This is a genomic window from Bradyrhizobium denitrificans (assembly GCF_013179005.1).
In the GTDB taxonomy this organism is placed as follows: Bacteria; Pseudomonadota; Alphaproteobacteria; order Rhizobiales; family Xanthobacteraceae; genus Bradyrhizobium; species Bradyrhizobium denitrificans.
Map to the genome: position 1 here is coordinate 154,929 of NZ_JABFDP010000005.1, position 18,399 is coordinate 173,327.

Here is an 18,399-nt window from a genome sequence, read left to right on the forward strand (position 1 = left end):
TCCTCAAAGTCCGTTCGATCCTACCACATGGCCGCCGCCAGCGCTGCGATCAGCGCCGGCGGCGTTGCCACGAGTCCGATCTTCAGGAATTGCCAGGCCGACACCTGGATCTTCTCGCGCCGCAGCGCGGTCAGCCACAGGATGGTGGCGAGCGATCCGGTGACGGAGATGTTCGGGCCGAGATCGACCCCGATCAGGATGGTCCGGACGACTTCGTGAGGCAGGTGATCGCTGGCGGCGACCGAGCCTGCGACAAGACCGACCGGCAGATTGTTGGCGATATTGTCCGCGACAGCCGTGATCAGGCCGGCGGCCCACGCCGTTCCGGCCGGCGAGGCGGTGACGCCCTGGTGCAGCCACGCACTGAGCTGGCCGATCGCGCCGGCGCGGCTCAAACCCTCGACCATCACGAAAAGTCCCGCGACCAGCGGCAGCACGCCCCACGACACACCCTTGACGACCGGCCATGGCGATTGCCGGCCGGCCAGCAGGATCGCGGCCGCCGTGACCACGCCGCAGACGAAGGTCGGTAGCCCGAGCTGGATGTCGAGCGCAGACGCCGTCAGCAGCACGGCTGCGATCGCGAGGATGCCCATCGCCGCGAGCCGGCCTTCGCGGCTGAGACGCGGCTTGTCGACATCGGTGCGCAGCGTCTCCGCGTGCAAGGCGCGGCGCTGCGTCAGCCATAGCGCGGCATAGGTGAGGGCAATGGCCGTGATCGAGGGCAAGGTGAATTGGCGCAGCCACTCCGTCAGATGCGGCATGCGCGCGCCGAACACGACCAGATTGGCGGGGTTGGAGATCGGCAGCACGAAGCTCGCGGCATTGGCGATGAACGCGCAGACATAGAGATACGGCAACGGCGAGGCGCCGGCGGCGCGCGTTGCGGCATAGACCGCGGGGGTCAGCACGATCGCAGTCGCGTCATTCGAGAGCAGCACGGTGACCAGGGTGCCGACAACATAGACCAGCAGGAACAGCAGTTGCGGTGAGCCGCGCGCATGCTCCACCGCATAGGCGGCGAGATAGTCGAACAGCCCCTCGCGGCGGGCGAGCTCGGCGATCAGCATCATGCCGATCAGGAACAGATAGACGTCGAGACCCTTGCGGATGCCGGCGAGGGCGTCCGTTGTCGTGATCAGGCCGAGCGCGACGAGCAGGATGGCGCCCGCCACGGCCCAGACCGCTTCGGGCAGCCGAAACGGGCGGATGATGACGCCGGCGGTGGCGGGGATGATGATGGCGTAAGCGAGCCAGGGATCGTGCAGGGACATGGTCAGCGCTGGATAGAGCAAATCATTCGGCGGCGATAGCGGGCGACGGGACGGGGTTCGGCGGTGATGCCGTGGCTCCGCTGCTCTCCGGCAGCAGCAGCCAGCACACGATCCATGCGAGCGCGGCCGTCGCTCCGAGCGTCAGGAAGGCGGCACTATAGCCGGCCTCGACCACAACAAGCCCGGCAAGCGCCGTCGAAAGCGCTGCACCGATGCTCTGCGCGGTGATCACGGCGCCCTGGGCGACGTTGAAGCGGCCGGTGCCCCGCATCAGGTCGGCCACGATCACCGGCATGATCGCGCCGAAGATGCCGGCGCCGACGCCGTCGAGCAGCTGTACGCCGACCAGCCAGGCCTTGTCGTCCGACAGCGTATAGAGCGCGGCGCGGAGCGGCAGGATCAGAAGCGCCGCCAGGAAGAAGCGCTTATGGCCCCAGCGGTCGGCGCGGGCGCCGACCAGGAGCGCCATCGGCACCATCACGAGCTGCGCCGCGGCGATGCAGGCCGACATCAGGCTGGTGCCGAGATTCTTGTCCTGCAGTGCGAGCTTCTGCCCGACCAGCGGCAGCATCGCCGCATTGGCGAGATGAAACAGCGCGACGCAGATCGCGAAGATCAGCAGGGGCCGGCAGGTCAGCAGAATGCTGAGCCCGGACGGCTGCTCATCTCGTGTCTCGGCATCGCCTGCCTTGCGATCGGACAGGCCGCGCGCGACCTCGTGGTCGATGGCGCGCGCGGGAATGGCAAGCACGCTGATGAGGCTGCCGACCGACATCAACGCCATGAGATAGAACACGGCCGACGGTCCGAGTGCATAGGCGGCCGCGCCGGCGATCACGGCGCCGACGGCGTTGCCGGCGTGATTGAAGGTCTCGTTACGGCCGATCCGCGCGGTGAACGCGCTGACACCGAAGATTCCCAGCGAGACGGCGGCGATCGCCGGGGCGAAGATCACGCCGGCGGCATGCGCGATGCTCTGCGAGATCGCCACTGGCCAGAAGCTCGCCATCAGCGGCAGCAGCAATGAGGCCGCCGTGACGATGAGCGCCGCTGCAATCATGATCAGGCGCTTGGCCCTCGTGGCATCCACCATTGCGCCGGCCGGAGTCTGCGCCACAATGCCGGCGATCGTCGCCAGCGACATTACGAGGCCGATCGCGGCCTCGTCCCATTTCTGTTCCGTGAGCAGATAGATCGCGAGATAGGGCCCGAGGCCGTCGCGCACGTCCGCCAGGAAGAAATTGGCCGCGTCGAGCGCGTGGCCGGCGCGGCGCGTGATGGTCTCATCCTGGGACATGGTGACGGCCTCGAATCAGGTGATGTCGTGAGCAGTGCGATCACGCGTGGGCGTGATCGTGCTTGGGTCCATGCTTGGGCTTCGGGCCGTGCTTGGGTCCGTCCTTCGGGCCGTGCTTGGGCTTCGGGCCATGCTCATGCTTGGGGCCTGGCTTGGCGTGCTTGAGCGGTGCGAGAGAGTTCAGGCTCGCGCCGGCCTCTCGGGCATGGATGACCCGGCCGAAGCGGGTGTCGATGCCATCGCCGCGGACCGCCAAGGTGGCCTTCGGCGCCAGCAGCTCGGCCATGTCAGTCGCTTCTTTCGGCCCGATCCGCACGACGGTGTCGTCGGTGAGCAGGGCGCCGCGCAATTCGCCCTTGGGACCGAACAGCGATAGCCGCACCGTGCCTTCCGCGTCCATCGTGTGATGGTCGTGCTTGGGATGCTCGCGCTCCTCGTCCGGCCCGTGATCGACGATCTCCCGGCCATTCGCCCCGGTCACAGCGACCGCGGCGAGCACGTCGGCACCGCGTGGCTTGACCGCGCGCACGTCGACTGGATCGCCAGCCTTGATGTGGCGTGTGAGTTCCGCCTCCATGTGCGGAGGCGTGTGAACGAGCACATCCTTGTCGCCGGTGCGCATGACGAAGCCGTCGACCTCGCCATGGGGATTGAGCACGAAGCGTTCGAGAATGCCGGTCACGGCGGGCAGGCTGCTGGGATCAATCCAATGCATGATTGTCTCCTGGATTTGTTTGATGGGGGTTCGAGGATCAGCCGCGCGGTGGAGGTGGCGGACCCAGCCGATCGGGACCCGCCTTCGGGCCGCGCGGCGGCCGTGGGGCCTCGATCTCGGTCAGTTGATCCGGCGAGGTGCCGATCGCCCTGACATCGACGAGCTTGCCGAGCGCGGTCTCGAGCAGGTCGCCGCGCACCGAGATCGTCTGTCCAGCGCGCAACGGCTCGCCGAAGCGTTCGGCCTCCGGCGGCGGCAGGCGCAACTCAGTGCCGTCCTCGAGCACAGCGCCATTGACCTCGCCGCGCTTGCCGTGCAGCACCGTTGTGATGCGTCCGCTGAGGGTCTGCTCGCCGCCGCGTCGTCCCGGTCCGTCGGGCGGGCCGTTGTCGATCACGCTCTTGCCAGTCGCGATGTTGGTGATCTGGGTGGCATCGACCAACGGCAGCGCACGGGCGCGCAAGCCGCGGACCGAGACGCCATCGCCGGGGCGGATCGCGAACACGATCTGCGCAGTCAGATGCGGCGGCAGCTTCACCTCGGTGCCGTCATTGAGGATCAGCCCGTCGACGTCGCCGCGCGGCGTCAGCGTGTACTGCTTGACGATGCCGCGCGTCTCCGGAAGCTGCGACGAATCCCAGGTCGCATCCGGCGGGGACAACGGCGCTTGGGCGTTGCTTGAACAGGTGCCGATGCCTGCGATGGCGAGCACCAGCGCGCTCATGATCGGCGTCATCTTTCGTGTCATCCTGGAACTCCTGATCGAGGGTGGTGACGCGATCTGCTCCGCAACAGCCATGCCAGGTGCGGGATGACCAGAAATCAATAGGTTGCATGAGAGATGGGGACGCTAGCCGTCGTCTTTCGCGACGGCGCACGTCAGATTTCCTGACGTGGCGTCCTCGACGAGGCCGTAGCGCTGCATCTTGGTGTAGAGCAGCTGCCGGTTGATGTTGAGCTGCCGCGCGGCTTCGGTGCGGTTGCCGCCGCAGGCCGCAAGCGCACGGCGGATCATGCCTTCCTCGAGACGCGCGACCGCGGCGGGCAAGTCCGTCGCCGGTTCTGCCTCGTCGTTCGCCGGCACGGCGCCGATGTCGATGTCATCGGCATCGATCAGGGCGCCGCGTGTCAGCACGCAGGCGCGTTGGATCGCGTTGCGCAGCTCGCGCACATTGCCCGGCCAAGGCGCATGCACGAGCTTGTCGATGGCGCGATCGCTCAATTGCGGTTGCGGCCGGCCGTCCGAGCACTGCGCCAGAAAATGATCGGCGAGCGGCAGGATGTCCTGGGTGCGTTCGCGGAGCGGCGGCAGCTCGATCGGGATCACGTTCAGACGGTAATAGAGATCCTCGCGAAATGCGCCGCTCGCCACCTGCCTGGCGAGATCGCGATGGGTCGCGGCAACGACGCGGGCGGCGACCTTGATCGGCTTGCCGCCGACCGGCGTGATCATCCGCTCTTGCAGGGCCCGCAGGATCTTCGCCTGCATCGACAGCGGCATGTCGCCGATCTCGTCGAGGAACAGCGTGCCGGCACCGGCATCGCGGAACGCGCCCGACCGGTCCGAGGCGGCGCCGGTGAACGAGCCCTTGATGTGGCCGAACAGTTCGCTTTCGAGCAGATCCTGCGGGATCGCTGCGCAGTTGACGGCGACGAAGGGAGCCGTGCTGCGGCGGCTGTGGACATGCAGCGCGCGCGCGACGAGCTCTTTGCCCGTGCCGGTTTCGCCGCGGATCAGCACCGTCGCATCGGCATCGGCGGCAAGCCCGATGGTCTTCTGCACCCGGCGCATCGCTTCGCTGGTGCCGATCAGTCCGCTGTCGCCAACCCGGCCGCTGTCGCGCCGCTGACGCCGGCGTGGCGGCAGCCGCTCGATCAGCTCACGCAACGCATCCCGGCCGATCGGCTTGAGCAGATGATCGAAGGCGCCGAGCCGCATCGCTTCGATCGTGTTCTCCGGGCTTGCATAGGCGGTCAGCACGATCACCGGCGGCGCGTCGCCGCCGGCGCGGATGCGGCGCAGGGTCTCGATGCCGTCGATCCCGGGCATGCGGAGGTCGAGCAGCACGGCATCGGTGTCGGACGACAGCATGCCGATCGCTTCGCGGCCGGAGGCCGCCGTCACGGCGCGATGACCGAGATCCGTCACCGTCTCCGCGAGACCGTCGCGCAGCGCGGCGTCGTCATCGACGATCAGGATGGTTGCCATGGCAGGGAAATCTCGAAGCTGTTGCCGTGATGGGTCTGTCCGAGCCGAGCTTCGCCCTGATGCGCCCGCGCGATCTCGCGGACGATGGCAAGGCCAAGACCGGTGCCGTCCGCGCGGGTGCTGACGAACGGCTCGAACAGGCGATCCCTGATGCCGGCGTCCACGCCAGGGCCGCTGTCGGTGACACGAAACAGCAGGCGTCCACCGTGGATCTCCGCCGCGACGACGATCTCGCCGCCTGCGGGCGTGTTCTGGATCGCGTTCAGGATCAGATTGTCGAGGGCGCGCTGCAATTGTGAGGGATCGAAGCAGGCGGCACGCGGGGAAGAGCATACGCTGCGGAGTGCGAGGGCATGATGGGCGGCGAGCTCGCGATGCGCGTCGATCGTCGACCGCAGAAAGCCTTCGAGCTCGACATTGCGCGGCGTCGGCTGGACGGCCTGCGTCGTGGCGAGCAGATCGCGCAGCAGCGCATCGAGTCGCGCCACCTGTTGCAGGATCGCTTCGAGGGCGCTGCTTTTGCGCGCCGGGTCGGAGGAGGCGAGCGCATTCTCCGCCTTCAGCCGCATCGCTGCGATCGGGTTGCGGATCTCGTGGGCGAGGTTGGCGGACAGCCGCCCGACGGCGGCCAGCCGCTCGGCTGCGGCGGCGCGCCTGCGCTCGGCCGAGAGACGGTGGCCGGCATCGTTGACGGCATCGACCAGGCGATCAAGCTCGCGTGCGCCGGTCTGCGGCAGATGCGGCAGGTCGGCCGTACCGGTCGCGCCGCCCAGCGCCGTCTCGATGGCTGCGATCCGACGCGACCACGACACGAGAATCCAGGCGAGCCAGATCGCCGAGCCGAGCAGCGTCAGAGCGAGGACGATGAGCCCGATGAGCAGATGCGTATAGGCCGGGCCTTCGGCGGTTGCGGCCCGGGTCATCGTCCAGGCGGTGACGTCCTGAAGAGGGCCGCGCAACGGGCAGGCATGGACGATCAGGCTCTGCGAGCGGCCGTCGTTCCGGATCGTCGCGGGACGCCCGCTGCGCCTGGCTTCGGCATTGACCTGTTCGATCACGCCGAGCTCGGCGGCCGGCAGATCGGTTTTCGGCCCCGTGCCCTCATAGGTCGGGTAGCCATAAGCCAGCGAGCCGCTTGCGGCCTGCCAGATGCCACCTTCGACGCCGGGCGCGCCTGCCAGAGCCGAGCGGATCACCGGCAGCAGGTCCTGCCGGAGCCTGTCGTCGATGGACGCGCTGCCGCTCCAGCCGGTGACAAAGAACTGATAGCGGTCGGCGATGTCGCGGCAACTGCGGACGACGAGGTCCTGCGCCCGCGCCACGCGCGCTTCGGACGATTGTTGAAACGATTCGAGCAGGAGATAGGCCGTCGCTGCGCCCGACATCGCCAGCATGAGCCAGAGCGCTGACAGCCGCGAACGAAGGGAGCGCATCGAATGGTCCGCAGTGACATCGGATGACTGAGCCTGCAGCGCAATGCGTACGACGCCGGCCACTGCTTCTCATGCGGAACAGAACGCATCACCCGCAATTTTGGTTCCCGCCCTGCAACCCTGCGGGCGGGGATCACCGCGGCAGCGGCGCCTTCTCGGCCATCGCCTTGCGCAGGATGCGTGACAGCGACTCGACCGAATAGGGCTTCTTGATCAGCTCGAAGCCGTGATGGGCGTTTTCCGCCAGCACGTGGCTGTAGCCTGACGTCAGCACGACGGGCAGGCCGGGATAGCGGTCGCGGATGATGCCGGCGAGTTCGAGTCCGTTGATCCCCGGCATGATGACGTCGGAAAACACCAGGTCGACAGCAAACTCGTCGGTCTCCAGGATCGCCAGCGCATCATGGGCGTTGGCGACGCGGCGCGTGACATAGCCGAGGTCCTCGAGCAGCTCGGTGGAGAACTGGCCAACCTCGTCATTGTCCTCGACCACGAGCACGCGATAGCCGCGGCCGATGGTGGCGGGCTCGCTGCGCGCATGTCCGGCCTCCGGACCGGATTGCGGCGCCGCCGCCTGCGGCAGATAGATCGTGAAGGTCGCGCCCTGGCCGAGCCGGCTCTCCACCGCGATATCGCCTTCCGACTGCTTGGCGAAGCCGAAGGCCTGGCTGAGGCCGAGGCCGGTGCCCTTGCCCACCTCCTTGGTGGTGAAGAACGGCTCGAAGATCGCGTTGAGATGCTGGGGCGCAATGCCGGCGCCGGTGTCGGCGACGGAGATCGCGATGAAGGCGCCGGGTCGCGCGCTCTGGCCGCGAAGCGCCGGCAGCGTGTCGGTGCTGCGCATGCTGATCGTAAGGCGTCCCTCGCCATTCATGGCGTCGCGCGCGTTCACGGCGAGGTTGATCAGCGCGGTCTGGAATTGCGCGATGTCGGCCAAGGTGAACAGGCTGGTCTCAGTCACCGCGAGCTCGATCTGGATCCGGCTGCCGACCAGCGGGCGGATCAGCTGCACGACGCTTTCGACCTGCTCGCCGACATTGAATACCTGCGGCGTCAGCGGCTGCCGGCGCGCGAACGCCAGGAGCTGCCCGGTGAGCTTCGAGGCCCGCTCCACCGTCTCCGAGATCGCGTCGACATAGCGCCGTCGCCGTTCTTCCGGCAGATCGCGGCGGCGCAGGAAGTCGGTGGCCGAGCGGATGATCGTGAGCAGATTGTTGAAGTCGTGCGCGACGCCGCCAGTGAGCTGGCCGACCGCCTCCATCTTCTGGGATTGCCGCAGCAGCTCCTCGCCCTGGATGCGCTCGGTGATGTCGACGGCTTCGGCGACCGCGCCCATGATCGCATCATGCTGGTCGAACAGCGGCCGCATCGACAGTTCGAAGTGGCGGTCGCCATTGGCGAAGTCGAGCCGCACCTCGGTGCGGAAGCTGTCGCCGGCGAGCACCCGCGCAAACGCCTTGCGCAGCATCTCGCTCACGCCGGGCGTATGCACGAACCAGGGCGCGTCCCACAGCGGATGGCCGATGACATCGACGCCGCCGGCGCGCATGCCGTCGACCGCGATGCGGTTGACATGCGTGATCCTGCCCTCGGTGTCGAGGATGGCCTGATACTGATTGCTGGTGTCGAAGATGGCGCGCATCCGCGCCTCATTGGCTTCGAGCTGCGCGGTCCGCTCCCGGATGCGCTCTTCCAGCGTCTCGTTGATACGACGGAGCTCGATCTCGCCTTGCTTGGCGGCGGTCACGTCATGGGCGACGCCGATGAAGCCGATGTGCTGGCCGTTGGCGTCCCAGCGCGGCTGCGACTCCGAGCGCAGCCAGCGCCAATGCCCGTCGGCCCGTCGATAGCGCGCCTCGAGGAAGAACGGCTTCAGCGAGCACTCGCCCGTCTGCTGCTGGGCAAGAATGCGCGGCAGGTCCTCGGGATGCAGCGCCTTGCGCCAGTCGAAGGCGAGCGCCTCGTCGTGAGACAGGCCGAGGAAATCGACATAGGCGCGATTGACGAAGGAGCGGGTGCGGTCGAGCCTTGTCAGCCAGATCGGCACCGGCGCGCTGTCGGCGATCAGCCGGAACCGCTCCTCGCTCTCGCGCAGCTTGGCCTGTGCGAGCATCTGGTCGGTGACGTCGATATGCGCGCCGACCAGGCGGATGGCACGGCCGTTCCAGTCGCGCTCGATGCGGGCGATGACGCGGATCCAGCGGATCTCGCCGTCGCTCGGCCGGATGATGCGGTATTCGGTGGTGTAGTCTTCCTGCTTGCTGTTGACCGCGGCGATGAAGTCCTGCTCGGCCTTGATGCGATCGTCAGGATGCACCCGGTTGACCCAGTCCTCGTGGGTCTCGTTGGCAGCCTCTTCTGGCAGGCCGTGAATGATCAGGTATTCGGGTGAGCGGCGGTTGCGAAAGCCTTCCCGGAGATCGACCTCGACGCCGCCGACCCGCGCGATGCGCTGGATGCGTGCCAGCTCGGCCTCGCGCTCCTGCAGCGCCCGATAGGCCTGGTCGCGATCGCGCGCGATCTCCTCGATATGCTGGCGCAACGCGGCCGCGCCGGCAATATCGGGGACGACTTCGTCTCGTGGCGCGTCCGCGCTGTTCATGCTGACCTGCATCGGGAAGGCAAGTGGTCGCCAGACCATTTCACCGCAGGTGTTCGGAAGCGTGGCGACATTGGGTTGAGGGACAGCAGATTGGCCAGCGATTGAGGCGGACGAACGCCCGCAGGACGAAAACGTTGAGGCAGATAAAAAGTTCCGCAGCCCCGGAACGGACTGTTACTGTCATGCGTCGTCAGGCGCTAGACACCGCAACGCGTAGGTCCATACCGTGAAGCTCTTCGTCTGTCAGGCCTGCAAGAATATTCTGTATTTCGAAAATCGCAGCTGCGGGCGCTGCGGCCATCGGCTCGCCTTCATGCCGGAGCGCCAGACGCTCTCGGCGATCGAGCCGGCCGGCGAGGGCTTTCGGACCTTGGCCGACGGCGGGGAGGGGAGGTTCTTCTGCGCCAATGCGGAGCACGACGCCTGTAACTGGCTGCTGGAAATCGGCGAGACCGCCGGCTTCTGCCGCGCATGCCGGCATAATGGCACCATTCCCAACCTGTCGGACCCGGTGCAACTCGCCGGATGGCGCGAGCTGGAGGTGGCCAAGCACCGGCTATTCTATTCGCTGATCCGCTGGAAGCTGCCGGTGAAGACGCGAATCGAGGATCCCCAGCATGGCCTGATCTTCAACTTCCTGGCCGACGATCCCGCCGGCCAGCAGAAGGTGATGACCGGCCACGACCATGGCCTGATCACGATCGCGCTGGCCGAAGCCGACGACATCGAGCGCGAACGGCGCCGGCTTGAAATGGACGAGCCGTACCGGACCTTGCTCGGCCACTTCCGCCACGAGGTCGGCCACTATTTCTGGGACGTGCTGGTGCGCGATGCCGGCAGGCTCGATGCATGCCGTGCGATGTTCGGCGATGACTCGCAGGACTATGGCGAGGCGTTGAAACGCCACTACGACGAGGGCGCGCCGGCGAACTGGCAGGACAATTTCGTCTCGGCCTATGCGACCACACATCCGTGGGAGGACTTCGCCGAAACCTGGGCGCACTATCTGCACATCGTCGATACGCTGGAGATGGCCTCGGAATTCGGCATCGAGATCGATCCGCCTGCCGACCAGATCGGCGGGCTCACTGCGCGCGTCACCTTCGATCCCTATGTGGCTGATGATTTCGATGCGATCGTCAACGCCTGGCTGCCCTTCACCTTTGCCATGAACAGCGTTGCGCGGGCGATGGGTGCGCGCGATCTTTATCCGTTCATCCTGACACCGCCGGTCATCGCCAAGCTGGGCTTCATCCATGAGCTGGTGCGGCAGGGCGCCCGCGCCAAGCCGGCGGCAGCACAGACGATGCCGGCCGGGCAGGAGCAGGAGGAAGAGATCGGGGCGGCGTGATCCGGCTTGACTCCTGAGAACATAAAGTGAACATGATGGCTGACCGGAAGCGAGGGGCTGTCGCCACGCCATGCCGTCTGAATTCCATGCCAAAACCGATGCCATGACCGAGCTCAGCGAAGACCTTGCGCTGGACGCCGCCATGGATCAGGCGATTGCAGCCTGTGGTGGTGACCTCAGGGCCACCATTCGCGCGCTGATTGTTGCAAATGATTATCTTGAGACCGAGGTCACCGAGCTGATGAAGGCCGTGTCCCACGCCTATGCTCGCGGACGTTTCCACAGCTATTCCGGGTGACGGGACGCAGCGGGGCTGGCATGCCTGACCGTCTGTATCCGGGGGATGACAGGCAGGTTGCGCGCGGCCGATTTTGCTATAGACGAACCGGTCAAGCTCGCGGTCCATGCGCCTGCGTCGCGAGCGGGGAGCCCGCCCAAAGGTATCAAGAAAAAACATGTTCAAGACCATTCTGATCGCGAACCGCGGCGAGATCGCTTGCCGGGTCATCAAGACCGCCCGCCGCATGGGAATCAGGACCGTTGCGGTCTATTCGGAAGCCGATCGTGATGCGCTGCATGTCGAGATGGCCGACGATGCCGTGCTGATCGGGCCGCCTGCCGCCGCCGAGAGCTATCTCCTGATCGACCGCATCGTCGAGGCCTGCAAGAAGACCGGCGCGCAAGCCGTGCATCCCGGCTACGGCTTCTTGTCCGAGCGCGAGGCGTTTCCGCGCGCGCTGCAGGAGAATGGCATCGTCTTCATCGGACCCAACCCCGGCGCCATCGCCGCGATGGGCGACAAGATCGAATCGAAGAAGGCCGCCGCCAAGGCCAAGGTCTCGACCGTGCCGGGCTTCCTCGGCGTCATCGAGGACGACAAGCACGCCGTGCGCATCGCCGACGAGATCGGCTACCCCGTGATGATCAAGGCCTCCGCCGGCGGCGGCGGCAAGGGCATGCGGATCGCGCATTCGACCGCCGAAGTGGCCGAGGGCTTCAACCTCGCCAAGGCCGAGGCCAAGGCCTCGTTCGGCGACGACCGCGTCTTCATCGAGAAGTTCATCGTCGATCCCCGCCACATCGAAATCCAGGTGCTCGGCGACAAGCATGGCAATGTGATCTATCTCGGCGAGCGCGAATGCTCGATCCAGCGCCGCAATCAGAAGGTCATCGAGGAGGCGCCGTCGCCGCTGCTCGACGAGGAGACACGGCGCAAGATGGGCGAGCAGGCGGTCGCACTTGCCAAGGCGGTGAACTACGATTCCGCGGGCACCGTGGAGTTCGTCGCCGGCCAGGACAAGAGCTTCTACTTCCTGGAGATGAACACCCGCTTGCAGGTCGAACATCCCGTGACCGAACTCGTTACCGGCATCGATCTCGTCGAGCAGATGATCCGGGTCGCGGCCGGCGAGAAGCTCGCGCTTGCTCAAAAAGACGTCGCGTTGACCGGCTGGGCTGTCGAATCCCGCGTCTATGCCGAGGACCCGTTCCGCAACTTCCTGCCCTCGATCGGCCGCCTCGTGAAGTATCGTCCACCGGCCGAGAGCAAGGTGGATGGCATCACCGTGCGCAATGACACCGGCGTCCAGGAGGGCGGCGAGATCTCGATCTACTATGATCCGATGATCGCCAAGCTGGTCACCCACGCGCCGTCGCGCGCTGCCGCCATCGAGGCGCAGTCGACCGCGCTCGACGCGTTCTATGTCGACGGCATCCGCCACAACATTCCGTTCCTGTCGGCGCTGATGAACCATCCGCGCTGGCGGGAGGGCCGGCTGTCGACCGGCTTCATCGCCGAAGAGTTTCCCAAGGGCTTTGCCGCGCGTGCGCCGGAAGGCGAGATCGCGCGCCGGCTTGCGGCGGTCGGCGCGGCGATCGATCACGTGCTCGGCGAGCGCAAGCGGCAGATCTCGCAGCAGATGATCGGCCGGCCGGTGAAACGTCAGGGCCGCCGCGCGGTGTGGCTCGGGCGTGACGAGATCCTGCTGGATATTGCCAGGGACAACGGCGCGATCACGGTCCGCTTCGTCGGCGCCGACGGCAAGGTCGGCGCGCCGCATCAGCTGGCCTCCGACTGGAAGCCGGGCGATGCGGTTTGGCACGGCACCATCGACGGCGCCGAAATCGCGGTCCAGACGCGGCCGATCCCGAACGGTGTACGGCTCGCGCATCAGGGCGTCGAAGCGCCAGTCTACGTCTACACCGAAGCCGAAGCCGCTGCGGTGCGGCTGATGCCGGTCGTCACCGCCGGCGACAGCGGCAAGAAGCTGCTGTGCCCGATGCCCGGCCTCGTCGTCTCGATCGCCGTGACCGAAGGGCAGGAGGTCAAGGCCGGCGAGACGCTGGCCGTGATCGAGGCGATGAAGATGCAGAACGTGCTGCGCGCCGAGCAGGATGGCACCGTGAAGAAGATCCACGCGACGGCCGGCGCCACGCTGGCGGTCGACGCGCTGATCCTGGAATTTGCATAAGCCAACTGCTGTCCTTGCGAGCGCAGCGACGCAATCCAGGGACGGCAGGCGACTCTGGATTGCTTCGTCGCTGCGCTCCTCGCAATGACGAAGAGCAAGAGGGGGCGAGGATGACCTTCCATGCACGTCGAGAGGTGCTCCGCACGATTCTGACAGGTGAGCGCTGCATCCATCCCGGCTCGGTCTATGACGCGATCTCGATCAGGATCGCTGAAGACCTCGGCTTCGAGCTCGGCATGTTCGGCGGCTCGGCCGCCTCGCTCGCCGTGCTCGGTGATCCCGACATCGCGCTGATCACCTTGACAGAGCTCGCCGACCAGATGCGGCGGATGTCGCGCGCCGCGACCCTGCCGGTGCTGGTCGATGCCGATCACGGCTACGGCAATGCGATGAATGTGCGTCGGACCGTGCAGGAGCTCGAGGCCGCCGGCGCCGCCGGCCTGACGATCGAGGACACGCTGCTGCCGCAGGCGTTTGGGGCCGCCAAGCCGCAGCTGATCTCGTTGGCCGAGGGCATCGGCAAGGTGAAGGCCGCGCTCGAGGGCCGCGGTGATCCCGCGCTGGTCATTCTCGGACGGACCGGCGCTGTCTCCGTCACCTCACTCGACGACGCGATCGCGCGTGCCAGGGCCTATGAAGTCTGCGGCGTGGACGGGCTGTTCTTCACCGGCATCACCGCGCGCGATCAGCTCGACGCCATCGCCGCTGCCACGACCTTGCCGATCGTGCTCGGCGGCGCGCCTGAGCACATGTCCGATCTCGGCTATCTCGCCGCGCGCCGCGTCCGCGTTGCGCTGCAAGGCCATGCGCCGATCGCAGCCGCGACGCAGGCCGTGTACGAGACGCTGAAGGCGCTGCGCGGCGGCGCCGCGCCCAAACAGCTGAAGGGCCTGCCATCGGCCGAACTGACGGCACAGGTGATGCGCGAGGCCGAGGTGAAGCGGCGCCTGCGCGTCTATCTGGAGCCGGGATCATGAGCGACGATGCGATCGTTCACGTCACGGTCCGCGGCCGTGTCCAGGGCGTCGGCTATCGTGCCTGGGTCGAGGACCAGGCCATCCTGAACGACCTGCAAGGCTGGGTGCGCAATCGCGCCGATGGCAGTGTCGAGGCGGTGTTTGCCGGCCCCGCCGATGACGTCACGGCCATGGTCGCGGCCTGCCACAAGGGACCGCCGGCCGCGCGGGTGAACGCGGTGGTGGAGGAGCCGGGCACGGCCGACCAGCTCGCGCTGCGACGGCCCGGCGAAGCCTTTTCGGTGCTGCCGACGCTCTAATTCCAGCTCACGCATGATCCGGGAAGGTCGAAACCCGTTTTCCGAAGACGGCGTGCAAACAGAGGGAATGGGGCGGGATCCGTTTCCCCGGAAACGCATCATGACCTCGCCGACGAAACAGGCCGCCGCTCAGGCCGCTGAAATCACCAGCGCCTGAATCCGTCCCTCGACCGGTCCGCTGCCGAACCGCCGTTCAAGTGCATCCGCCACGACCTGCGTCGCCGCGGCCAGGTCCAGTGTCCCGCGCGCCTCGATCTCGCCGCGCATCGGTGTGCCCTGGCAGTAGGCGGTGGCGGGGTGCTGCGGCGAGGCCGCGCGGCTGCGATGGGTGACGGTGCCGATCTCGACGTCGGTGAAGCCGGCCTCGTTCAGATCGGCCGTGATCCGCTCCGGGTCGTAATAGCCGTGCGGCGTCCGGGTGAAGAATTGCGGCGGGTCGTTGGGAAAGATCTGCTGCAGCGCCTCATGCACCACATGCGCGAACTCATTGTCCTCGATCCGGTCCCAGACATTGAAGATGAAACGGCCGCCGGGCCGCAGCACGCGGCGGGCCTCGGCGTAGCCTTTGATACGGTCGGGGAAGAACATCACGCCGAACTGGCATGCGACGGCGTCGAAGCTCGCATCGGCAAAGGGCAGGGCCAGCGCGTCGGCCTGCTGCCATCCGATGCGTGCCGCATCGCCAAGATGCGACTTCGCCCGCATCAGCATGGGCTCGTTGAGATCGGTCGCGGTGATCCGGACCTCCGGCGGCAGCCCGGCGTGCAGGGCCCTCGTGACCGCGCCGGTTCCCGCCGCCGTCTCCAGCACGTCGCGAGGCTGGCGACGATCGATGCGCGCTGCGAGGTCCTGGGCATAGGGCGTAAAGATCAGGGGAACCAGCAGTTCGTCGTAGATCTGCGGGATCGATCCGGTGAAAGCCTTGTCGGATGCCGTCATGGCTTGCTCCTGTTCCAAGGGGCAGGGGGAGTGCGATCGGCGGTCATCCGCCGCTGGCGAAAGGAGCCCCTTCGTCTCCGTCTTGCCAATCAGCTGCGCGGTTCACAGCAGAACCGCTCTTGACATTCATGCTCATCGGTCAGATATTTCTGTCATGACAGAAACAACCGGCAAGAAGAAACTTCCTCCCGCCGTCGAGCGCTTCATCCTCAATTGGGGCGACATGGGTGACCAATGGGGCGTGAACCGCTCGGTGAGCCAGATCCATGGTCTGCTGTATCTGGCGGAGAAGCCGATGACGGCCGAGGACATCGCCGACACGCTCGGCATGGCGCGCTCCAACGTCTCCAACTCGCTGAAGGAGCTGCTCGCGTGGGATCTGATCCGCCGGGTGCCGATCCTCGGCGACCGCCGCGACCATTTCGAGGCGGAGACCGACATCTGGGAGGTGGCGCAGCGGATCGCGGCGGGGCGCAAGGAGCGCGAGATCGATCCGGCGATCGCGGCGCTGCGCGCCTGCGTGGCGGAGGCCACCGGCGATCCCGGCATCAGCCCGGTCGCAAGCAAGCGGCTGAAGGACATGCTGGCGTTCACCGAACTTGTCGACCGCTGGTACGTGCAGATGCTGAAGGTGCCGCGGCCGCGCCTGGTCGCGCTGATCAAGCTCGGCGAGAAGATTGCAAACCTGCTGCCGTCGGGACGATCCCGGTCCGGCAGCGATTAGTCGAGGAGGACGCCATGGTGAGCCTACGACATCTCGGACTTGCAGCGCCCTCCAACGCCAGGCTCCACGACGATCACAGATTTCGTGCGCTGCTGTCGCCCGAGGATTGGGGCCGGCTTCCGGTCTCGATCTGGCGCCGGTTTTCCAAGCGTCTCGCCGAGGGAGCGACGGCGGTCTATGTCGGTGAGGTCGACGAGGCCGAGATCAGCCCCGCCGGCTTCTGGTTCGCGCAGCTCGCGCGGCTGATCGGCGGACCGTTGCCGACGCGGGCGGATCTCGGCGTGCCGATGATCGTCGCGGTGACCGAGGATGCGGCGAGCGGCGGCCAGATCTGGACACGCATCTGCGGCCGTCCTCACGGCTTCCCGCAGGTGATCCATTCGGCCAAGCGCTTTGCCGGTCCGACCGGGCTCGAAGAGTATCTCGGCTGGGGTCTCAGCATGAGCCTGCGCGTCTGCGTGACCGATGGCGCGCTCGTCTTCCAGAGCGCCGGCTTCACCTTCGAGTGCGCTGGCCGCCGCTTACGCTTGCCAGCCTGGCTGACGCCCGGTGATCTCACCGTGACCCATGCCGATCTCGGCGCCGGCGCCTTTCGCTTCACGCTGGAGATCATCCACCCGCGCTTCGGGCGCATCATCCGCCAGAGCGCAATGTTCCGGGAGTCCGCGCCATGACGCCGCTGCTCTGGTCCCTGATCGCCCTCCAGATCGTGATGGGCGTGTTCGATACCTTCTACCATCACGAGTTCACCGAGCGTCTCGCCTGGCGGCCGTCCCAGCAGAGCGAGCTCAAGCTCCACGCCGTCCGGAACCTGCTCTACGCGCTGCTGTTCGCCATCCTCGGCTGGTGCGAGGTGCATGGGTTGTTTGCCGCGCTGGTGCTCGCGGTGCTGGTCGCGGAGATCGCGATCACCCTGACCGATTTCGTCGAGGAGGATCTGACCCGCAAGCTGCCGCCGAGCGAGCGCATCAATCACACGCTGCTCGCGATCAATTACGGCGCCGTATTGATGCTGCTGGTGCCGTTGCTGATCGACTGGATGATGCAGCCTTCTGCCATCGTGCCGGCCTATGCTGACCTCTTGAGCTGGATCGCGGCCGCAGCGGCGATCGGCGCCGCTCTGTGCGGGCTGCGCGACGTCGCCGCGGCACGGCGGCTGGCACGGATGTCGCAGCCTGATGCGGCCGAACTGCTCGCCGCATTGCCGCCGGCGCAGACGGTCCTGGTCACGGGGGCCACCGGCTTCGTTGGTACGCGGCTGGTGGCGGGACTCGCGGCTTCAGGCCATCACGTCATCGCGCTGGTGCGCGATCCGGCCAAGGCCCGTGCGTTGCCGCCGCCATTGACGCTGATCACCAGCCTTGACCAGATCGCGTCCGACACCCGCATCGACGCAATCGTCAATCTCGCCGGTGAGCCGATCGGCAACGCGGCCTGGACCGCAGCGAAGCGCGAGAAGATCCTGCAGTCGCGCCTTGCCACGACCGAGGCCGTCGTGGCGCTGATCGCACGGCTCGCGCGCAAGCCGCAGGTGCTGGTGAACGGCTCCGCGATCGGCTGGTACGGCCTGTGGCAGGACCAGCCGCTGACGGAATCGGCGAAGGCGCATGACTGCTTCAGCCATGAACTCTGCGAGGCGTGGGAGCAGGCCGCTCGTGGCGCTGAAGCCCATGGGACGCGCGTGGCGCTGCTGCGCATCGGTCTCGTCGTCGGCCGCGACGGCGGCGTTCTATCGCGCATGCTGACGCCGTTCGAGTTCGGACTCGGAGGTCCACTTGGTTCCGGGCTGCAATGGATGTCCTGGATCGAGCGCGACGATCTGATCCGGCTGATCGCCCATGTCATGGCCACCGACGCAATCACCGGACCCGTCAACGCAACGGCGCCGCTGCCGGTGCGCAACGGCGCCTTCACGACCGAGCTGGCGCGTTGCCTGCGGCGTCCGGCGCTGCTGCGCGTTCCTGCCGGCCTGCTACGCCGGATCGGCGGCCAATTCGCTGACGAGCTGTTGCTCGGCGGTCAGCGCGTGGTGCCGAACAAGGCGCTGTCGACCGGCTTCGTGTTCCGTCACCAGAGCCTGCGCAGCGCGCTCGAGGCGATCCTTTGAG

Annotated in this window: 16 protein-coding genes; 8 read left to right on the top strand and 8 right to left on the bottom strand. The window is 66.9% G+C overall.

Annotated elements, in window-relative coordinates:
- Window positions 1-20 precede the first annotated feature (20 nt).
- The 7 genes from HL671_RS06820 to HL671_RS06850 form a co-directional block, all read right to left on the bottom strand.
- Complete coding sequence (locus tag HL671_RS06820; protein ID WP_012044916.1) at window positions 21-1,274, bottom strand: arsenic transporter; 1,254 nt, start codon at window positions 1,272-1,274, stop codon at window positions 21-23.
- 22 nt (window positions 1,275-1,296) lie between these two features.
- Window positions 1,297-2,571 (bottom strand): MFS transporter, encoded by a 1,275-nt coding sequence (locus HL671_RS06825; protein WP_172235949.1) that lies wholly within the window; start codon window positions 2,569-2,571, stop codon window positions 1,297-1,299.
- Window positions 2,572-2,611: 40 nt separating this feature from the next.
- Window positions 2,612-3,286, bottom strand: a complete 675-nt coding sequence (locus HL671_RS06830; protein ID WP_012044914.1) for a hypothetical protein — start codon at window positions 3,284-3,286, stop codon at window positions 2,612-2,614.
- 37 nt (window positions 3,287-3,323) lie between these two features.
- A complete protein-coding gene (locus tag HL671_RS06835) occupies window positions 3,324-4,022 on the bottom strand; it encodes an OB-fold nucleic acid binding domain-containing protein (RefSeq protein ID WP_172236018.1) in 699 nt (232 codons plus the stop codon).
- 114 nt (window positions 4,023-4,136) lie between these two features.
- A complete protein-coding gene (locus HL671_RS06840) occupies window positions 4,137-5,495 on the bottom strand; it encodes a sigma-54-dependent transcriptional regulator (RefSeq protein WP_172235950.1) in 1,359 nt (452 codons plus the stop codon).
- A complete protein-coding gene (locus HL671_RS06845) occupies window positions 5,480-6,928 on the bottom strand; it encodes a sensor histidine kinase (protein WP_172235951.1) in 1,449 nt (482 codons plus the stop codon). The genes HL671_RS06840 and HL671_RS06845 overlap by 16 nt, the downstream gene beginning before the upstream one ends.
- A 133-nt stretch (window positions 6,929-7,061) precedes the next feature.
- Entirely contained in the window at window positions 7,062-9,542 is a 2,481-nt protein-coding gene (locus HL671_RS06850; RefSeq protein ID WP_041750833.1) for a PAS domain-containing hybrid sensor histidine kinase/response regulator, read from the bottom strand.
- Between the two features lie 214 nt (window positions 9,543-9,756).
- Between HL671_RS06850 and HL671_RS06855 the strand changes: the two genes are divergently transcribed.
- The 5 genes from HL671_RS06855 (at window position 9,757) to HL671_RS06875 (ending at window position 14,628) form a co-directional block, all read left to right on the top strand.
- Window positions 9,757-10,881 (top strand): zinc-binding metallopeptidase family protein, encoded by a 1,125-nt coding sequence (locus HL671_RS06855; RefSeq protein ID WP_172235952.1) that lies wholly within the window; start codon window positions 9,757-9,759, stop codon window positions 10,879-10,881.
- 70 nt (window positions 10,882-10,951) lie between these two features.
- Window positions 10,952-11,179 (top strand): hypothetical protein, encoded by a 228-nt coding sequence (locus HL671_RS06860; RefSeq protein ID WP_012044908.1) that lies wholly within the window; start codon window positions 10,952-10,954, stop codon window positions 11,177-11,179.
- 157 nt (window positions 11,180-11,336) lie between these two features.
- A complete protein-coding gene (locus HL671_RS06865; protein WP_172235953.1) occupies window positions 11,337-13,352 on the top strand; it encodes an acetyl-CoA carboxylase biotin carboxylase subunit in 2,016 nt (671 codons plus the stop codon).
- A 110-nt stretch (window positions 13,353-13,462) separates the two neighbouring features.
- Complete coding sequence (locus HL671_RS06870; protein ID WP_172235954.1) at window positions 13,463-14,329, top strand: isocitrate lyase/PEP mutase family protein; 867 nt, start codon at window positions 13,463-13,465, stop codon at window positions 14,327-14,329.
- Window positions 14,326-14,628, top strand: coding sequence for an acylphosphatase (locus HL671_RS06875; protein ID WP_172235955.1), 303 nt, complete (start codon window positions 14,326-14,328; stop codon window positions 14,626-14,628). The genes HL671_RS06870 and HL671_RS06875 overlap by 4 nt, the downstream gene beginning before the upstream one ends.
- A gap of 129 nt (window positions 14,629-14,757) precedes the next feature.
- On the opposite strand, the gene HL671_RS06880 is transcribed toward HL671_RS06875, so the two are convergent.
- Window positions 14,758-15,567, bottom strand: a complete 810-nt coding sequence (locus HL671_RS06880; protein ID WP_012044904.1) for a methyltransferase domain-containing protein — start codon at window positions 15,565-15,567, stop codon at window positions 14,758-14,760.
- A gap of 154 nt (window positions 15,568-15,721) precedes the next feature.
- On the opposite strand from HL671_RS06880, the gene HL671_RS06885 reads away from it, so the two are divergent.
- The 3 genes from HL671_RS06885 to HL671_RS06895 are packed head-to-tail and all read left to right on the top strand — an operon-like array spanning window position 15,722 to window position 18,398.
- Window positions 15,722-16,291 carry a GbsR/MarR family transcriptional regulator gene (locus HL671_RS06885; protein ID WP_012044903.1) on the top strand — a complete coding sequence of 190 codons (570 nt, stop codon included), beginning with the start codon at window positions 15,722-15,724 and terminating at the stop codon, window positions 16,289-16,291.
- 14 nt (window positions 16,292-16,305) lie between these two features.
- Entirely contained in the window at window positions 16,306-16,965 is a 660-nt protein-coding gene (locus tag HL671_RS06890) for a DUF4166 domain-containing protein (protein ID WP_012044902.1), read from the top strand.
- Window positions 16,962-18,398 carry a TIGR01777 family oxidoreductase gene (locus HL671_RS06895; RefSeq protein WP_012044901.1) on the top strand — a complete coding sequence of 479 codons (1,437 nt, stop codon included), beginning with the start codon at window positions 16,962-16,964 and terminating at the stop codon, window positions 18,396-18,398. The genes HL671_RS06890 and HL671_RS06895 overlap by 4 nt, the downstream gene beginning before the upstream one ends.
- The last annotated feature ends 1 nt before the right edge of the window (window position 18,399 follow it).